Here is a 16388-nt window from a genome sequence, read left to right as displayed (position 1 = left end):
CCGCCCAGTCCCCCGCCCGGTCCCCCATCACGTGCCCCCCGTACCCGTCCCTCTACGTCAACGGCTTTCAGCCTGACACGGGCCACTGACAGCCCCGGAGCCGGGGCGGCCGGCGACCGTTCAGGACACCGGGCGGGAGTCCTGCCAGATCGACTCGAATTCCTCGCGGTAGGTCGGGAACAGCCCGTGCTCGTGATCGGGTCGCACCGGTGCGGCCCGCCCGCCGCCGCGCAGGACGAGGACCGGCGCCTCCATGCCCCGGGCCCGGCGCAGGTACGACTGGACCACCGCGATGCCCGAGGACTCGCCCTCGACCAGGTAGGCGGTGAAGCGCGGGGTCTCGTCGAAGACGTGGATCTCGAACCGCGAGGGGTCGCGCAGGCCCGCCCGCACCCGCCGCACGTGCAGGATGTTCATCTCCACCGAGCGGCTCAGCTCGCCCTTGCGCAGGCCGAGCTCCCGCTCGCGCCGCTTGACGGCGCTGCTCGCCGGGTTCAGGAACAGCAGCCGCACCCGGCAGCCGGCCTCCGCGAGGCGTACGAGTCTTCGCCCCGAGAAGTTCTGGACCAGCAGGTTGAGCCCGATGCCGATGGCGTCGAGCCGCCGCGCGCCGCCGAAGAGGTCTTCCGCCGGGAGCTGGCGCTGCAGCCGCACCCGGTCCGGGTGGACGGAGATGACGTCCGCGTACCGGTCGCCGACCAGGTCCTCGACGGCGTCGATGGGCAGCCGGTCCGCCGCCGGGGAACCCGCGCCGCCGCCCAGTACCTCCAGCAGCCGCGCCGACGCCCGCTCGGCCTGCTCCAGGACCGCCCGGGACAGGGCCCGGTTGCGCGAGACGACGTTGCGCGTGACCTCCAGCTCGTCCAGCGCCTGCTCGATCTCGCGCCGGTCGTCGAAGTAGGGCTCGAAGCAGGGCCAGTGCTGGACCATCAGTTCGCGCAGCTGCGGGAGGGTGAGGAAGCTCAGCACGTTGTCGTCGGCGGAGTCGAGCAGGTAGCCCTTGCGGCGGCTGACCTCGCGTACGGCGACCGCCCGCTGCACCCACTCCTGGCCGGCGGGGCCCGCGGCGGCCACCACCCAGTCGTCCCCGCCGTGCACGGGCTCGTAGACCGGCCGGAGCACCGCTCCGACCACGGAGCGCAGCCGCTGTTCGATCAAGTTCAGCCAGATGTAGGCACGGCCGGCGCGCTGGGCCCGGGTCCGGACCTCGCTCCAGGCGTCCGCGCCCCAGTCCAGCTCGGCGCCGGCTCCCGCCTGCGCCTTCCCGGTTCCGCCGGCTTCCGGCGGGGCCAGCGACACGGCCCCGGCGGGGATCGCGCCGGCCGTCCCGCCCGCGGCGTCCGCCGGGCCGCCCTCGTGACCGCCGTCACCAGGGGGCAGCTCCAGACCTCCCGAGCTCACCCGTGCACCGCCTCCTGCGTCTGGACGCCCGTCTCCAGTGATCACGGAAGGGTACTCCGCGCGTGCGGCACCCTGCAGCCCGATGCGGGCGCCTGAGGCCCGACGCGGGCTCAGGGGCCGTACCCGGTCCGTCCGTTGGCTCATTATCCGCTCTGCCGACGATCTGATCTCCCCATCGTCGGCCCACCCTCTTATCAGCTCTCCGGGTCACCCGGTAGGACCCTCCCAAGTCCCCGCGTGGAAGCCCACTTTCGGGGAAGATCTGGCAGTGACGTGGTCCACGCCGGATCAGCCCGACACAGAGGGGAAGAGTCGTTTTCTATGCAGGTCTGGCCGGGGCAGGCGTATCCGCTCGGTGCCACGTATGACGGCGCCGGCACCAATTTCGCGGTCTATTCGGAGGCCGCCCGACGCATCGAACTGTGTCTGCTGCACGACGACGGTTCGGAGACAGCGATCGAGCTGCGCGAGACCGACGCGTTCGTCCGGCACGCCTACCTGCCGGGCATCATGCCCGGCCAGCGCTACGGGTTCCGGGTTCACGGCCCCTACGAGCCGGAGCGCGGACGGCGCTGCAACGCGGCGAAGCTGCTCCTGGACCCGTACGCGCGGGCCATCGCGGGCAGTGTCGACTGGGGCGAGGAGGTGTACGGCTACCACTTCGGCCGGCCCGACTCCCGCAACGATCTGGACTCCGCGCCCAAGAGCATGAGTTCGGTCGTGGTCAACCCGTACTTCGACTGGGCCAACGACCGGCCGCCGCGCCACGAGTACCACCACACGGTGCTCTACGAGGCCCACGTGAAGGGCCTGACCATGCGCCACCCGGACCTTCCCGAGGAGTTGCGCGGCACCTACGGGGCGCTCGCGCACCCCGCCGTCATCGGGCACCTGACCAAGCTGGGGGTGACGGCGCTGGAGCTGATGCCGGTCCACCAGTTCGTCAACGACCACCGCCTCGTGGACGACGGGCTCAGCAACTACTGGGGCTACAACACGATCGGCTTCTTCGCCCCGCACAACGGCTACGCCTCGGGCGACCGCGGCCAGCAGGTGCTGGAGTTCAAGTCGGCCGTCCGGGCCCTGCACGAGGCCGGCATCGAGGTGATCCTCGACGTGGTCTACAACCACACCGCCGAGGGCAACCACCTGGGTCCGACGCTGTCCTTCCGGGGACTGGACAACGCCTCGTACTACCGGCTCGCGGACGATCCGCGGCACTACATGGACACCACGGGCACCGGGAACTCGCTGCTGATGCGGTCCCCGCACGTGCTCCAGCTGATCATGGACTCGCTGCGCTACTGGGTCACCGAGATGCACGTGGACGGCTTCCGCTTCGACCTGGCGGCCACGCTGGCCCGCCAGTTCCACGAGGTGGACCGGCTGTCCTCGTTCTTCGACCTGGTCCAGCAGGATCCGGTGGTCAGCCAGGTCAAGCTGATCGCGGAGCCGTGGGACCTGGGCGAAGGCGGCTACCAGGTGGGGAACTTCCCGCCGCTGTGGACCGAGTGGAACGGCAAGTACCGGGACACCGTACGGGACTTGTGGCGCGGGCAGCCGCGCACGCTCGCCGAGTTCGCGGGCCGGCTGACGGGCTCCTCCGACCTCTACCAGGACGACGGCCGGCGGCCGCTGGCCTCGATCAACTTCACCACCTGCCACGACGGTTTCACCCTGAACGACCTGGTCTCGTACAACGACAAGCACAACGAGGCCAACCGCGAGGGCAACCGGGACGGCGAGACCCACAACCGCTCCTGGAACTGCGGTGTGGAGGGGCCGACGGAGGACCCGGACATCGGGGAGCTGCGCGAGCGCCAGATGCGCAACTTCATCGCCACGCTGATGCTTTCGCAGGGCGTGCCGATGATCAGTCACGGTGACGAGTTCGCCCGCACCCAGGGCGGCAACAACAACGCCTACTGCCAGGACAACGAGCTGTCGTGGGTGAACTGGCCGGAGCCCGGCAAACCGGCGCCCGCACTGCTGGAGTTCACCCGGCAGATGGTGTGGCTGCGGCGGGAGCACCCGGTGTTCCGGCGGCGCCGCTTCTTCCACGGCCGGCCGGTGGAGGGGACGCACGACGAGCTCTCGGACATCGCCTGGTTCACCCCGCACGGCGAGGAGATGCGGGCCCGCGACTGGCAGGCGCAGCACGCGCGGGCGCTGACGGTGTTCCTGAACGGGGAGGCCATCTCGGAGCCGGGCACCCGCGGGGAGCGGATCACCGACGACTCGTTCCTCCTGATGTTCAACGCGGGCGCCGAGGCACAGGACTTCACGGTCCCGGCCGGGCACGGCGCGCAGTGGCGCCTGGTCGTGGACACGGCGCGGCCCGAGGTACTGGCACCCGGTACCGGGCCGCAGTACGCGGCCGGGGACCGGGTGACACTGACAGGACGGTGTCTGGTGGTGCTTCAGCGCCCGGCGTAGGCGGCGCCTTCCAGCAGGACGTCCGGACGGGCGCCCCCGCCGGCAACGACCGGGGCGTGCGTCCGGCCCGACGGCACACGGGTGACCAGGGCCAGGACCAGGCACAGGGCGGCGGCCCCCACGGCCACCGCGAAGGCCGCGGAGGGCCCGTACCACTCGGCGAGCCGTCCGGAGACGGCGAGCGAGGCGGCCTGTCCGGCGACGAGCGAGCTGGCGGCGAAGGCCATCGACTCGGCGAGCCGGCAGGGGCTCACCGCGCGCTCGGTGATGGCGAAGGCGGTGATCAGGTGCGGGGCGTAGGCGGCGCCGAGCACGGTGACGACCACGTACAGCGGCCACAGGGTCTGCGTGAAGAGCAGCGGTACGGAGAGCACGAGCGCGGCGGCGGTGGCCCATCGCCAGCGCAGCCGCAGCCCGAAGCGGGCGGGCAGCGCGCCGAGCGAGAGCCCGACGGCGGCGCTGACGACTCCCATGGCCGCGTACACGATGCCGGCCTGGCCGGGGACGCCCAACTGTGCGGTCAGGGCGGCGATTCCGGCCTGGCAGGCACCGAACATGGCGCCCTGGAGGGCGAGGGAGCCCCGTACGGCGAAGACCACGCGCGGCGGACGGACCCGGACCCGGTTCTTGCCCCGGCCGGCTCCCGCGGGCACTCCGGCCGTGACGGCGGCGGTCGGGTGCAGTGCGTAGAGGCTGCCGAAGACGGCGACGAGGGCGGCCGCGCCGCCGAGGGCGACGGCCGGGTGCAGGGCGAGGGTGGCCAGTCCCACCAGGGCGGGTCCGAAGACGAAGGAGACCTCGTCCAGGGTGCCTTCGAGGGAGTGGATGGCGCCCACGACGCCCTCGTCGGACTTGGCGCGGTGGGCCAGCGCCACGGAGCGGGTACGGGCGAGCGGGCCGATCAGCGGGACGGAGGCCCCGGTGACGAAGCCGATCGCGGCGAGCGGGACGGTGGCGAGCTCGGAGAGCGCCCCGGCCACCAGAGCGGCGGTCGCCACCGCGTTGACGGCGGCGGCCGTCAGGACGACGGCACGCTGCCCGTGACGGTCGGCGAGCCGGCCCAGGACGGGTCCCAAGACCACCTGTCCGGCGGAGAGCGTGCCGCCGACTATGCCCGCGGTGGCGAGGGAGCCGCTGGTCTCGGCGACGAGGAGGACGCTGCCGAACTGCGCCATGGCGACGGGCAGTCGGGCGAGGAAGGAGATGAGCGGGAGTAGGGGCCCGGTCAGGGCAATGACTCTTCGATAGGTGTTGACGGTTCCAAACACTTGAGCAACGTTAACCCGGCGCATTCACCCGGATGCATTGGGTAATGGCACGGAATCCCGCATCCTGGGTACGTACGTTCTCATGAGCCTGCCCCCGCGCACCGGTCGCACGAGTCCCGAGTTCAACCGGCCGGAATCCGATGAACCACCGGCCGCCACCCCCACGTCCACCTACCGCCTGCAGCTGCGCCCCGAGTTCACCTTCGGCGACGCGCGGGCCGTCGTGCCGTACCTCGCCTCGCTCGGCGTGTCGCACCTGCACCTGTCCCCCGTACTGGAGGCGGTGCCCGGCTCCTCCCACGGGTACGACGTCACCGACCACACCCGGGTCCGGGTGGAGCTGGGCGGGGAGGGCGGGCTGCGCGCCCTGGCCGCCGAGGCCCGCGCGCACGGGCTCGCACTGGTGCTCGACATCGTGCCGAACCACATGGCGCTGCCGACGCCGCTGCGCCTCAACCGGCCCCTGTGGGAGGTGGCCCGGGAGGGCCCCGGCTCGCCGTACGCGCGCTGGTTCGACATCGACTGGGAGGCGGGCGGGGGGCAGCTGCTGCTGCCCGTGCTCGCGGAGCCGCTGGATCCCGGCGAGGTCAAGGTCGACGGGCGGGGCGACCGGGCCGTCCTGCGCGTCGGGGAGCTGGAGTTCCCGCTCCGGGAGGGCACGGCCGGGCTGGAGCCGGCGGCGCTGCTCGCCGCCCAGTGGTACCGGCCCGCGTGCTGGCGGGAGGCCAGGACCGGCCTCAACTACCGTCGCTTCTTCACCATTTCGGAGCTGATCGGGGTGCGTGTCGAGGACCCCGAGGTCTTCGGCGCCACCCACGCCAAGGTGTTGGAGCTGGTCCGCGACGGGGTCGCCCGGGGGCTGCGGATCGACCACGTGGACGGACTGGCGGACCCCGAGGGCTACCTGCGGCGGCTGCGGAACGCCGTCGGCCCGGACTGCTGGGTGGTGGTCGAGAAGATCCTGGCCCGCGAGGAACGGCTGGCTCCCGCCTGGCCCGTGGCGGGGACCACCGGGTACGACGCGCTGTACCGGGTGGACGGCGTACTGACCGACCCGGCCGGGGCCGCACGGCTCGACGCCCGGTTCCGCGAGGCGACCGGGCAGCCCCGGTGGGAGGTGACGGCCTCGGCGGGCGCCCGGGAGGTGCTGACCGGGGACCTGGCCGCGGAACTCACCACCCTGGAGCGACTGGCCGGTCCGGAACTAGCCCCCGGCGTACGCGAGTTGCTCATCGCCTACCCCGTCTACCGGCCCTACCCCGGCGACCCGGACCTCGCCCCCGGGGCCCTGGAGCGGGCCGCCGCGGAGGCCGGCGCGGCCCCGGTGGCGGGCGTACGCGAACTCCTGCTGCGGGACCCGGCCTTCGCGGCCCGCTTCGCCCAGACATCGGCGGCCCTGCGCGCCAAGTCCCTTGAGGACAGGGCCTTCTACCGGTACGCCCCGCTGCTGTCGGCCACCGAGGTGGGCGGGGATCCGGGGGCTCCGGCCGTCACGGTGGCGGAGTTCCACGCCTACGGCGCCGAGCGGGCCAGGCTGTGGCCCCGCTCCGGGACGGTGCTGACCACGCACGACACGAAGCGCAGCGCGGACGTCCGGGCACGGATCTCCGCGCTCTCGCAGGACCCGGAGTCCGTACCGGCGCCGGCCGGGGCGGATCCCCAACTCGCCTGGGTGGCCTGGCAGACGGCGTTCGGACTCGGGGCCGACGGCGCCGCCCCGGAACGCGCCGACCGGCTCGCCCAGGCCCTGCTCAAGGCCGTCCGCGAAGCCGCCCTGCACACCACCTGGACCGAGCAGGACCCCGCGTACGAGGCCACGGTCCCGGAGCACCTCCCGGAGGCCGCCCCGGAGCCGGCCGGCGCCCTGGCGGCGGCGGCCCGCGCCAACCTGCTCGGCGGGGCGCTGCTGCACCTGGCGATGCCCGGGGTCCCGGAGGTCTACCAGGGCTCCGAGACGGAGTACCGGGCCCTGGTCGACCCGGACAACCGGCGGCCCGCCGTCTTCCCCCGGGAGACCCTGGCCCGACTGGACGCGGGGGCCGCGCCCTCCGGTACGGCCGAGGAGAAGCTCGCCCTCACCGCCGCCCTGCTGCGGCTGCGGCGGAGCGAGCCCGGCCTGTTCACGGGCTACGCCCCGCTGATCGCCCGGGGCCCGGCGGCGGAGCACTGCGTGGCCTTCGCCCGCTCGGCCGGCCTGGTGGCGGTGGCCACCCGCCTGTCGCACGGACTGGCCGGGGCCGGCGGCTGGCGGAACACCACCCTGCCCCTGCCGCCGGGACGCTGGCGGCGGCTGCGGCTCCTGGGCGCGACGGGCGCCGGGGCCGGTGGGACCGGTGGGACCGCCGAGGCCGCGCGGGCGGCGCACGGAGCGACGCACGGAGCGGCGTACGAAGGCGAGCTGCGCCTCGCGGAGCTCCTCGCCGACGCCTCGCCGGTCGCCGTCCTGCTGCGGGAGGACCGTACCTAGCCTCACCGGCGCCTTCGGGACGTCCCGCCGTCCGGTTGTCGCCGCCGAACAGACCCTTCTCGGCCATCGGAGGCCCGGCAGCCGGTTTGTACAAGACCGGGCCCGGACGCCGTTGCGATCGTCTGCCCCGTTCCGCTCACCACTGATGCGTCCTCTGAAGGAGTCACCATGGGAATGAAGCAGATCAAGCGCAGGGCAGGCATCGTGCTCGCGGCCACCGCGATGCTGACGGGCGTATCCGGCATCGCATCGGCGACCTCGGCACAGGCGGCGGCGAACGCGAGCTGTTGGTACTCGGCCACGCCCAACAACTCCAGCCTCAAGACCACGCTCAAGGGGACGTACAACCTCAAGAGCGGCATCGGTTCGGTCTGCAGCAACGTCCGCTCGGTGAGCACCGGCACCGTCTTCTACGTCTGGTGCGGGGCCGTCAACCCCGACTCGGGCGTGCTGTGGTTCTACGGCCGGGTCGCCGGTACCGAGACCAAGGGCTACATGTCCTCGGACAACCTGAACTACGTCAGCGGAAGCTGGAGCTACTGCTAAACGGATCGGGTCGCGGGCGGCGGTACGGCGGTGCCGTGCGCCCGCGGCGCCCGAACACGGCTAGGGCGGGCTCGTGGCGGGAAGGGGATCACCTGTGACCCTCATCCGTGACATGTGCTACCCCACTCCCCACGAACTGGCCCTGGCCGCCCGCGCCCTGGCCGATGAACACCCCGGCCTGGCCACGCTCCGCCGGATCGGCGCGTCCCGGGCCGGGGAGCCCCTGTGGCTGCTCTCCGTGGGCTCCACGGCGATGGCCACGACCGGTGCCACGGCCGCTGCCATGACCAGTGGCTCGACCGCTGCCCTGACCGGTGCCACGGCCGGTGCCACGGCCGCTCCGAACGTGCTCGTCGTCGCCGGCGCCCACGCCAACGAGCCCGTGGGCGGGGCCACCGCCCTCGCGCTCGCCCGGCACCTGATCCGCGTATCCGCCGCCCCGGCCACGGCCACGGCCACGGCGACCTGGCACTTCCTGCTCTGCGCCGACCCCGACGGCGCGGCCCTGCACCGCACGCCCCGCCCGTACTCCCTGCTCGACTACCACCGGAACTTCTTCCGGCCGCCCGGTCCCGAACAGCCCGAGTGGGCGCCGTCTTTACTGCCCCCGGACCGCCTCCCGCCGGAGACCCTCGCCCTGACCCGGCTCATCGACGAACTCCGGCCCGCCCTCCAGGTCTCCCTGCACGGAACCGACCTCGGCGGCTCCTGGGTGCAGCTGACCCGGGACATACCCGGTCTCGCCGAGCCCTTCGGCAAATCGGCCGCCGACCTGCGCATCCCCGTGGAGACCAGCGCCTCGGACGCCTCGGGCTGGCCCTCGCCGGGGGCGGGGATCTTCGTGATGCCCCAGCCCGGGACCACGGCCGACGGGCCGCTCCACCCCGAGGACACCCGGCTCAGCACCTGGTACCACGCCCACCGCCACGCCGGCACGACCGCGATCGTCGAAGTCCCCATGTGGGCCTCGGACCTGGTGGACGACCCGGCCCCGCACCCCGACCCCCGCGCCGCCCTGCGCATCCTGGCCGGCCGGCTCACCGCCGACGCCGCGCGGGTGGCGGCCCTGCGGGAGGGCGCGGCCGGCGGTACGGATCCGGCCGCCGCGGCCCTGCTGCGCGCGGTGGACTGGACGCTCGCGCTGATCCCCCGGATCACCGCCGAGTGGACGGGCCCCGGCGCCCCCGCCGAGGCGACGGCGGCGTACATCGGCAGCATCGACGCCTTCGGCCGCAGGCTCTCGCTGCGCGCCGCCGCGATGCTGCTCCGGGTGCTGCGCGCCGAGGGGCACCCGACGGCGCCGGCCGTGGACCGGCTCGTCACGGGGTGGTGCGAGGAGTTCGCGGACCGCTTCCAGGCACGCTGGGTCCCGGTGGCCACGCAGGTGGAACACCAGTCCCGGGTCGTCCTGGCCGCCTACGACCGGCTCGTGGCGGCTGGCCGGTAGGCGGGGGGAGCCCGTAGGCGGGGGGTGCGCGCCGCCTACTCCACCGGCAGGGCGTACCGGAGCTTCGGCTTGCCGGTGGCCCCGAGCCGGTCGTAGAAGCGGATCGCGCCCTCGTTCCAGTCGGGCGTCTGCCACTCGACGTGGCCGAGGCCCAGCTCGCGGGCGAGCGCGGCCACCCCGTCCACGAGCGCGGCGCCGAGGCCGTGTCCGCGGGCCTCCTCGGCCAGGTAGAGGCAGTCCATGTGGAGGTAGTGGCGGGCCTCCCAGAAGGAGAACTCGGCCGAGCAGGCCGCGTACCCGGCGACCTCGCCCCGCGGGGTCTCGGCCAGCAGCACCCACAGCCGGGCCCCCGCGGCGAACAACTGCGGGCCGAGCCGGTCGCCGAGACCGGCCGGACGGGGCGCGGACCTCTCGTACACCATGTGCTCGCGCATGAGCTCGACCAGGCGGGTCAGGTCCTCGGGGCGCGCGGGCCGTACGACGGGGGCGGCAGACGTGTGTTCCATGGAAGTCATCCTCCGCACGACGCGCGTCCGGACGCCACCCGGGCCCCGGCCCGGCCCCGCAGCCCCGCAGCCCGGGCCCCGGCTCCTCAGCCGCCCGTCAGCCGGAAGCTCATCCGGCCGAAGCCGATCTGGTCACCGTCCCGCACCACCGCCGAGCCCGTCACCCGGCGCCCGTTGACCGTGGTCCCGTTCGTCGAGCCGAGGTCCCGCACCACCCAGACCCCGTCCCGGATGCCCAGTTCCGCGTGGGCCCGCGAGACCGTCTCGTGGCTCAGGCGCAGCCCGTTGCCCGGGTCGCGGCCGATCCGCAGCGGTCCGGCGCTCGGGTGCGGGAGGAGCAGCGGGGGCAGCTTCTCCACGGCCCACGCCCTGCGCACCCCCACGGACACCGCCGAGACCCGCCCCACCCAGCCGAACAGCCGCCGGGTCCACGGGCTCTCCCCCGTCTCCCTGCCCTCCAGGTCCGCCGTGAGTACGGCGAGGTCCTCGGAGCGGCGGGCGACGAGGGCGAGTTCCATGCGGCGCAGGAAGGTGTCGTGCGACAGTTTCCCGACGGCGGCGCCCTCCCTGAGCTGGCCCAGGGCACGGTCGCGCTCGGCATCGGAGAGCCGCGGGGCGGGGAAGGGAGGGAACTCGAAACTCGACGTCACCAGGTGATTGTCGGCCTGTCGAGGGCAGAGTGTCCAGAACTCCCGCGCCCGGCCGGAGATGATGGCCCGGACACGCAGGTTGGGGTACCGCCGCCAGACGAGGGGACCGTCCGTGCAGTTCGAGGTGTGGGCACCGCTGACAGACCGGGTCGTACTGCGGCTCGACGGGGCCGCGTACACGATGGCGCCCGATCCGGAGCGCGCCGGCTGGTGGGTCGCCGAGGCCCCGGCCGCCGACGGATCCCGGTACGGGTTCCAGCTGGGCGGCGGCCCGGAGACGCTCTTTCCCGGGGACGATCCGCGCGACCCGGTCCACCCCGGGCAGCACGCGGAGCACCCGGACCACCTGCATCACCCGGACCACGTACGCCCCGTACGGCCCGATCCGCGCGGGCGGCGCCTGCCGGACGGCCCCGACGGGATCTCGGCCGTGGTCGACTTCGCCGCCCTCTCCCCCGGCGAGCCGGCCCCCTCGCCCCGGGTGCCGCTCCAGGACGCCGTCCTGTACGAGCTGCACATCGGCACCTTCACCCCCGAGGGCACCTTCGACGCGGCCGCCGCCCGCCTCGGCCACCTCACCGCCCTCGGCATCACGCACGTCGAGCTGATGCCGGTCTGCTCCTTCCCCGGGCGGCACGGCTGGGGGTACGACGGGGTCGCGCCCTGGGCGGTGCACGAGCCGTACGGGGGCCCGGCCGGGCTGGTCCGGTTCGTGGAGGCCGCGCACGCCGCCGGGCTCGGCGTGGTGCTGGACGTGGTCCACAACCACCTCGGCCCCTCCGGCAACCACCTCCCCGTCTTCGGCCCGTACTTCACGGAGACCCACCACACCCCCTGGGGCGCGGCGGTGAACCTGGACGCGCCCGGCTCCGACGAGGTCCGCGCGTACTTCCTGGGCAGCGCGCTGGCCTGGCTGCGCGACTACCGGATCGACGGGCTGCGCCTGGACGCGGTGCACGCGCTCGCCGACGACCGGGCGCTGACCTTCCTGGAGGAGCTGTCCGCGGCGGTGGACGAACTGGCCGCCGAGACGGGCCGGCCGCTGTTCCTGATCGCGGAGTCCGACCGCTGCGATCCGCGCACCACGACCCCGCGCGCCGCCGGGGGCCTGGGCCTGCACGCACAGTGGAACGACGACTTCCACCACGCCCTGCACTGCGCGCTGACCGGTGAATCCCAGGCCTACTACGCGGACTTCGCCGAGGCCCCGCTCGGGGCGCTGGCCAAGACCATGACCCGGGCCTTCTTCCACGACGGGACCTGGTCCTCCTTCCGGGGCCGCCACCACGGCCGGGCGGTGGACCGGGGCCGCACCCCGGCGCACCGCTTCCTCGGCTACACCCAGACCCACGACCAGATCGGCAACCGCGCGCTGGGCGACCGGCTCGCGGCCTCCCTGTCCCCCGGGCTGCTGGCGTGCGCGGCGACGGTGGCGCTGACGGGGCCCTTCGTGCCGATGCTGTTCATGGGCGAGGAGTGGGGCGCCGGCACCCCGTGGCAGTACTTCACCGACCATCCCGACGAGGAGCTCGCCGAGGCCGTACGGGCGGGCCGGCGGCGGGAGTTCGCGGAGCACGGCTGGAAGGCGGAGGAGATCCCCGACCCCCAGGACCCGGCCACCCGGGACCGCTCCTGCCTCGACTGGGCCGAGCCGGGCGGGGGGTCCCACGCCCGGCTGCTGGACTGGTACCGCACCCTGATCACACTCCGCCGCACCCACTCCGACCTGCGGGATCCCGATCTGGCGGCGCTGCGGATCGCCCATGACGAGGAGCGCCGCTGGCTGACGTTCCGCCGGGGCGACGTCCGCGTGGTGGTGAACCTCTCCGGGGAGCCGGTCACCGTCGCACTCGGCCGCAACGGGGTCCGGGTGCTGGCCGCCTGGCTGCCCGTGGAGCATCCCGACGCCGACGGGCGAGTCCACGTACCGGCCGAATCGGCGGTGGTGCTGGGCCTGTAAACCCGGTCGCGGCGACCCGGGACCGTCTGATGAGGTGGGCCCCATGAAGATCGATTCCTCCGCGACCGGCCGCGGGCACACGGCCAAGTACGACCGGATCGGGGTGGGTTACCGGGAGATCCGGCAGCCTGATCCGCGGCTCGCCTCGCTGATCGCGGGCGCCCTGGGGGACGCCCGGACGGTGGTCAACGTCGGGGCGGGCGCCGGTTCGTACGAACCGGAGGACCGCGAGGTGACCGCCGTGGACCCGTCCCAGGTCATGCTCGACCAGCACCCTGGTACCCGCAAGGTCAAGGCCGGGGCGGAGGAACTTCCCTTCGAGGAGGGGCAGTTCGACGCGGCGATGGCGGTGATGACCGTCCACCACTGGCCGGACCCCGCGCGCGGGCTGGCGGAGCTGCGGCGGGTGTCCCGGCGCCAGGCCGTCTTCACCTGGGATCCGGAACACAGCACGGAGCTGTGGTTCTTCGAGGAGTACCTGCCGCAGATCGGGGAGCGGGAGCGCTCCAGCTTCGTCCCGCTGTCCGTGGTGACCGGGGAGCTGGACGCGCACACCGTGGTGCCCTTCCCCGTCCCGCACGATTTCACCGACGGGTTCCGTGCCGCCTTCTGGCGCCGGCCCGAGTCCTACCTCGACCCGGCCGTACGGGCCGCCAGCTCCACCTTCGCGAGCCTGCCGGCCTCCGTGGTGGAACCGGCGGTCGCCCGACTGCGCGAGGACCTGCGGTCGGGGGCGTGGCAGCGCCGCCACGCCGGCCTGCTGGAGCGGGAGAGCGTCGACTACGGCTACCGCCTGGTCCTCGCCGGGGCCTGAGCCCCGGCGAGGAGGCGCCCTCCCGCCGCCGGCCGCCTACTCCACGAGGGCCAGCTCCCGGGAGGCGTTGTTGAAGCTGCGGCAGCCGTTCGCGGTGACCGTGATGATGTCCTCGATGCGGACCCCGAACCGCCCCGGGAGGTAGATCCCCGGCTCCACGGAGAAGCACATGCCGGGGACGAGGGGCTGCTCCTCCCCTTCCACCATGTACGGCGGCTCGTGCGTGGTGACTCCGATGCCGTGGCCCGTGCGGTGGATGAACTGCTCGCCGTAGCCGAACTCGGTGATCACCGCGCGCGCCGCCCGGTCCACGTCCTGGCAGGCGGCTCCCGGCCGGGCCGCCGCCACGCCCGCCAACTGGGCCTCGCGGACGATGTCGTGGACGCGCTGCTCCTCCTCGGTGGGCTCGCCGACGTGGACGGTACGGGAGATGTCGGAGCCGTAGCCGTGCTTGAGGCCACCGAAGTCGAGGACCACCATGTCCCCGTGCTGGATGACCCGGTCACCGGCTTCGTGGTGCGGGTTGGCGCCGTTCGGGCCGGAGCCGACGACGGTGAAGTCCACCTGGGAGTGGCCGTGCACGCGCAGCAGCGCGTCCAGGTCGGCGGCGACGTCGCTCTCCCGGCGCCCGGCGAAGGGGACATGGAGGATCTGCGCGTACGCGGCGTCCGCCGCCTCGCCGGCCGCCGCGAGCCGGGCCAGCTCGCGCCCGTCCTTGACCGCGCGCAGCATCGGCAGCGCATCGCTCAGCGCGGCGTACGAGGTGTCCGGCAACTCCCGTTGCAGGCCCAGCAGGTGCAGGGCCCAGGTGTTGTCGCTGACCCCGAAGCGGCCGGTCACGTCGAGCAGCGGCGAGGTCACGGTGTACGGGTTCTTCCCGTCGGCCCAGTCCCGCAGGGTCAGGGCGCCCGCGCCGGGGGACTTCGCCGCGTCGGGGGCTTCCAATGCGGGGACGACGAGGACGGGGTCCTGCCCGGCGGCGAGGACGAGCAGGGTCATCCGCTCGGTGTCGACGGGCCGGTACCCGGTGAGGTGGGCCAGGTCGGGCCCGGGGGCGACCAGCAGGCCTGCCAGCCCCGCGTCGGCGGCGGCCTGCGCGGCGGCGGCCATCCGGGCGGCGTAGTCGGCGGCCGTGAAGGGATCGGAGTCATGGTCCATGACTCCGATCCTGCCGCGCCCCACCCCCGGACGGCAGGGGGCCGCGCCGATCACCCCGACCCCACCCCACGCGGCCCGCTGCGCGGGGCCGGGCTTCGCGTCACGCCGGGGTCGCCGCCCGCAGCGCCCACTCCAGCGGCCCCCGCCGCAGCTCCGTACCGCGCAGGAAGTGGGCCCAGGCCAGGCAGCCGATCACCGCGGCGCCCGAGAAGCCGCCCAGCACCTCCCACCCGCTCCAGCCCCGCGGGAACACCGCCAGCGCGAGCGCGTGCACCACGTACACCGTGAGGGCCATCGCCCCGACGGCGGCGAGCGGCCGCAGCAGTCGCGTCACCGCCCGGCCCGCGCGGTGCGCGGCCAGCGCGAGAAGGCCTATGAGGGCCGCCCCGACCCCGGAGTTGCCGAGGGTCTCCAGCGGGGTCTGGCTGTAGGGGCCGGCCACCAGCAGCCAGTCCCAGGAGGTGCTGGGGACGGCGCCGAACTGCTCCCCCAGCACGGCCGCGACCGGGTCGGGCTCCGCCGCGGCCCAGGGGTGTTCCCGTGCGACGGCCTCCAGCAGCGGCCCGCGCCGGCCGCCGGGTCCCAGCGCGAGCCAGGAGGCCCCGTAGCCGGCGAGGGCGGCCGCCGCCCCGTAGCCGGTCAGCATCCATAGCGAGCGCCGGCTCCGCAGGTCGGCGAGGCGGCCCAGGGCCATGCCGGCCAGGACGTACGGGAAGTAGGTGAGCAGCGGGTAGGCGCCCGAGAGCAGCAGGTCCCGCAGCATCCCGCCGGCCCCCGCCCAGCTCGCCAGGTCGGCGGGGAGCGGGGTGGCGCCGCGCCCCGCGGTGCGCAGTCCGAGGGCCGGGCCCAGGAGGTACGAGAGGACCGGGCCGAGCACCACCGAGGCGCCCGCGACGACTGCCAGGGTGCGGGTGCGCAGCCGGGTGAAGGGTTCTGCGGCCAGGAAGTAGACGGCGTAGAAGGACAGGATCACGAGGATGCCGGGCGAGAGCGCGGCGAGGCCCAGGCCGAGCGCGCCGAGGATCGCGCAGCGGGTCAGGGTGGCCCGCAGGGGCGGCGGGCCGGCGGCGCGGGAGCGGGCGAGCGCGAGGGAGAAGCCGGCGATGAGCGTGAAGACGGCCGGTGCCCGGCCGTCGGCGGCGACGAGCAGCCAGCCGGGGCCCTCGGGCACGGGCGGCGGGCCGACGTGCACGGCGAACATGCCGAGGACGGCGATGCCGCGGGCCGCGTCGAGGCCGGTCAGTCGGTTGGGTCCCATACGGATAGGGAGGGGGATCCGGGGCCCGGGGTTGCCTGCGCCCCACCCGGACCCGGGCCGGGCCGGGCCGCCGGAAAAGGCGTCGCGGGAGCACCCCGCTGATCAGCTATGCTGTGCTTGCACATCGAACGGGCGGTCCGCCGCCCTTCGTGGTGGGTGTAGCTCAGTTGGTAGAGCACCTGGTTGTGGTCCAGGTGGCCGCGGGTTCAAGTCCCGTCACTCACCCTATTGATCCCGTGGGGGTCGCGAGTTTTCCTCGTGACCCCCACGGGTTTTTTCGTTCCCCGCCGGGGCGGCGCGGCAGGATCAACCGCATGAAATGGGACATCGGCGGTGCCCCGGCGCGGCGGCGGTCTCCTCGCACTACGGCCTCGCCCGGGATGCCCGGGGGTGGGGCGTGATGGACAATTCGGTGGGCGGCTACTGCGCGCTGAAGCTGGCCCTGCGCACGCCGGACGCCTACCGGGCGGCGGCCGC

12 protein-coding genes and 1 tRNA gene are annotated in these 16388 nt (G+C 74.1%); 7 read left to right on the top strand and 6 right to left on the bottom strand.

What is annotated here, in order from left to right:
• Positions 1–120: 120 nt before the first annotated feature.
• Positions 121–1401 carry an SAV2148 family HEPN domain-containing protein gene (locus ACIQV3_RS18830; protein ID WP_327303820.1) on the bottom strand — a complete coding sequence of 427 codons (1281 nt, stop codon included), beginning with the start codon at positions 1399–1401 and terminating at the stop codon, positions 121–123.
• Positions 1402–1722: 321 nt separating this feature from the next.
• Between ACIQV3_RS18830 and glgX the strand changes: the two genes are divergently transcribed.
• Positions 1723–3837: a glycogen debranching protein GlgX gene (gene glgX, locus ACIQV3_RS18825; RefSeq protein ID WP_403713517.1), complete on the top strand. Its 2115-nt coding sequence runs from the start codon at positions 1723–1725 to the stop codon at positions 3835–3837.
• Here the strand turns inward: glgX and ACIQV3_RS18820 are convergent.
• A complete protein-coding gene (locus ACIQV3_RS18820) occupies positions 3822–5105 on the bottom strand; it encodes an MFS transporter (protein WP_403713516.1) in 1284 nt (427 codons plus the stop codon). The genes glgX and ACIQV3_RS18820 overlap by 16 nt on opposite strands.
• 82 nt (positions 5106–5187) lie before the next feature.
• Between ACIQV3_RS18820 and treY the strand changes: the two genes are divergently transcribed.
• The 3 genes from treY to ACIQV3_RS18805 all read left to right on the top strand — a co-directional run bounded on the left by treY (position 5188) and on the right by ACIQV3_RS18805 (position 9565).
• On the top strand, positions 5188–7572 hold the full coding sequence (gene treY, locus ACIQV3_RS18815) for a malto-oligosyltrehalose synthase (RefSeq protein ID WP_403713515.1): 2385 nt from the start codon (positions 5188–5190) through the stop codon (positions 7570–7572).
• A 168-nt stretch (positions 7573–7740) separates the two neighbouring features.
• Positions 7741–8118 (top strand): hypothetical protein, encoded by a 378-nt coding sequence (locus tag ACIQV3_RS18810; RefSeq protein ID WP_403713514.1) that lies wholly within the window; start codon positions 7741–7743, stop codon positions 8116–8118.
• A 94-nt stretch (positions 8119–8212) separates the two neighbouring features.
• Positions 8213–9565 (top strand): M14 family zinc carboxypeptidase, encoded by a 1353-nt coding sequence (locus ACIQV3_RS18805; RefSeq protein ID WP_403713512.1) that lies wholly within the window; start codon positions 8213–8215, stop codon positions 9563–9565.
• A 35-nt stretch (positions 9566–9600) separates the two neighbouring features.
• Here the strand turns inward: ACIQV3_RS18805 and ACIQV3_RS18800 are convergent, their stop codons facing one another.
• Positions 9601–10071 (bottom strand): GNAT family N-acetyltransferase, encoded by a 471-nt coding sequence (locus ACIQV3_RS18800; RefSeq protein ID WP_403713511.1) that lies wholly within the window; start codon positions 10069–10071, stop codon positions 9601–9603.
• Positions 10072–10157: 86 nt separating this feature from the next.
• Complete coding sequence (locus tag ACIQV3_RS18795; RefSeq protein ID WP_403713510.1) at positions 10158–10721, bottom strand: FHA domain-containing protein; 564 nt, start codon at positions 10719–10721, stop codon at positions 10158–10160.
• A gap of 112 nt (positions 10722–10833) precedes the next feature.
• On the opposite strand from ACIQV3_RS18795, the gene treZ reads away from it, so the two are divergent.
• Positions 10834–12681 (top strand): malto-oligosyltrehalose trehalohydrolase, encoded by a 1848-nt coding sequence (treZ, locus tag ACIQV3_RS18790; protein WP_403713509.1) that lies wholly within the window; start codon positions 10834–10836, stop codon positions 12679–12681.
• Between the two features lie 43 nt (positions 12682–12724).
• Positions 12725–13495 carry a class I SAM-dependent methyltransferase gene (locus ACIQV3_RS18785; RefSeq protein ID WP_403713508.1) on the top strand — a complete coding sequence of 257 codons (771 nt, stop codon included), beginning with the start codon at positions 12725–12727 and terminating at the stop codon, positions 13493–13495.
• Positions 13496–13531: 36 nt separating this feature from the next.
• Here the strand turns inward: ACIQV3_RS18785 and ACIQV3_RS18780 are convergent, their stop codons facing one another.
• Both ACIQV3_RS18780 and ACIQV3_RS18775 read right to left on the bottom strand, forming a co-directional pair.
• Positions 13532–14653 carry a M24 family metallopeptidase gene (locus ACIQV3_RS18780; protein ID WP_403713507.1) on the bottom strand — a complete coding sequence of 374 codons (1122 nt, stop codon included), beginning with the start codon at positions 14651–14653 and terminating at the stop codon, positions 13532–13534.
• A gap of 100 nt (positions 14654–14753) precedes the next feature.
• A complete protein-coding gene (locus ACIQV3_RS18775) occupies positions 14754–15911 on the bottom strand; it encodes a heparan-alpha-glucosaminide N-acetyltransferase domain-containing protein (RefSeq protein WP_403713506.1) in 1158 nt (385 codons plus the stop codon).
• 152 nt (positions 15912–16063) lie between these two features.
• On the opposite strand from ACIQV3_RS18775, the gene ACIQV3_RS18770 reads away from it, so the two are divergent.
• A tRNA-His gene (locus ACIQV3_RS18770) sits at positions 16064–16136 on the top strand.
• Positions 16137–16388 lie beyond the last annotated feature (252 nt).

The sequence above is a fragment of the Streptomyces sp. NPDC099050 genome (genome assembly GCF_044759865.1).
Classification (GTDB): domain Bacteria; phylum Actinomycetota; class Actinomycetes; order Streptomycetales; family Streptomycetaceae; genus Streptomyces.
This window is presented reverse-complemented; position numbering and strand designations above follow the sequence as displayed.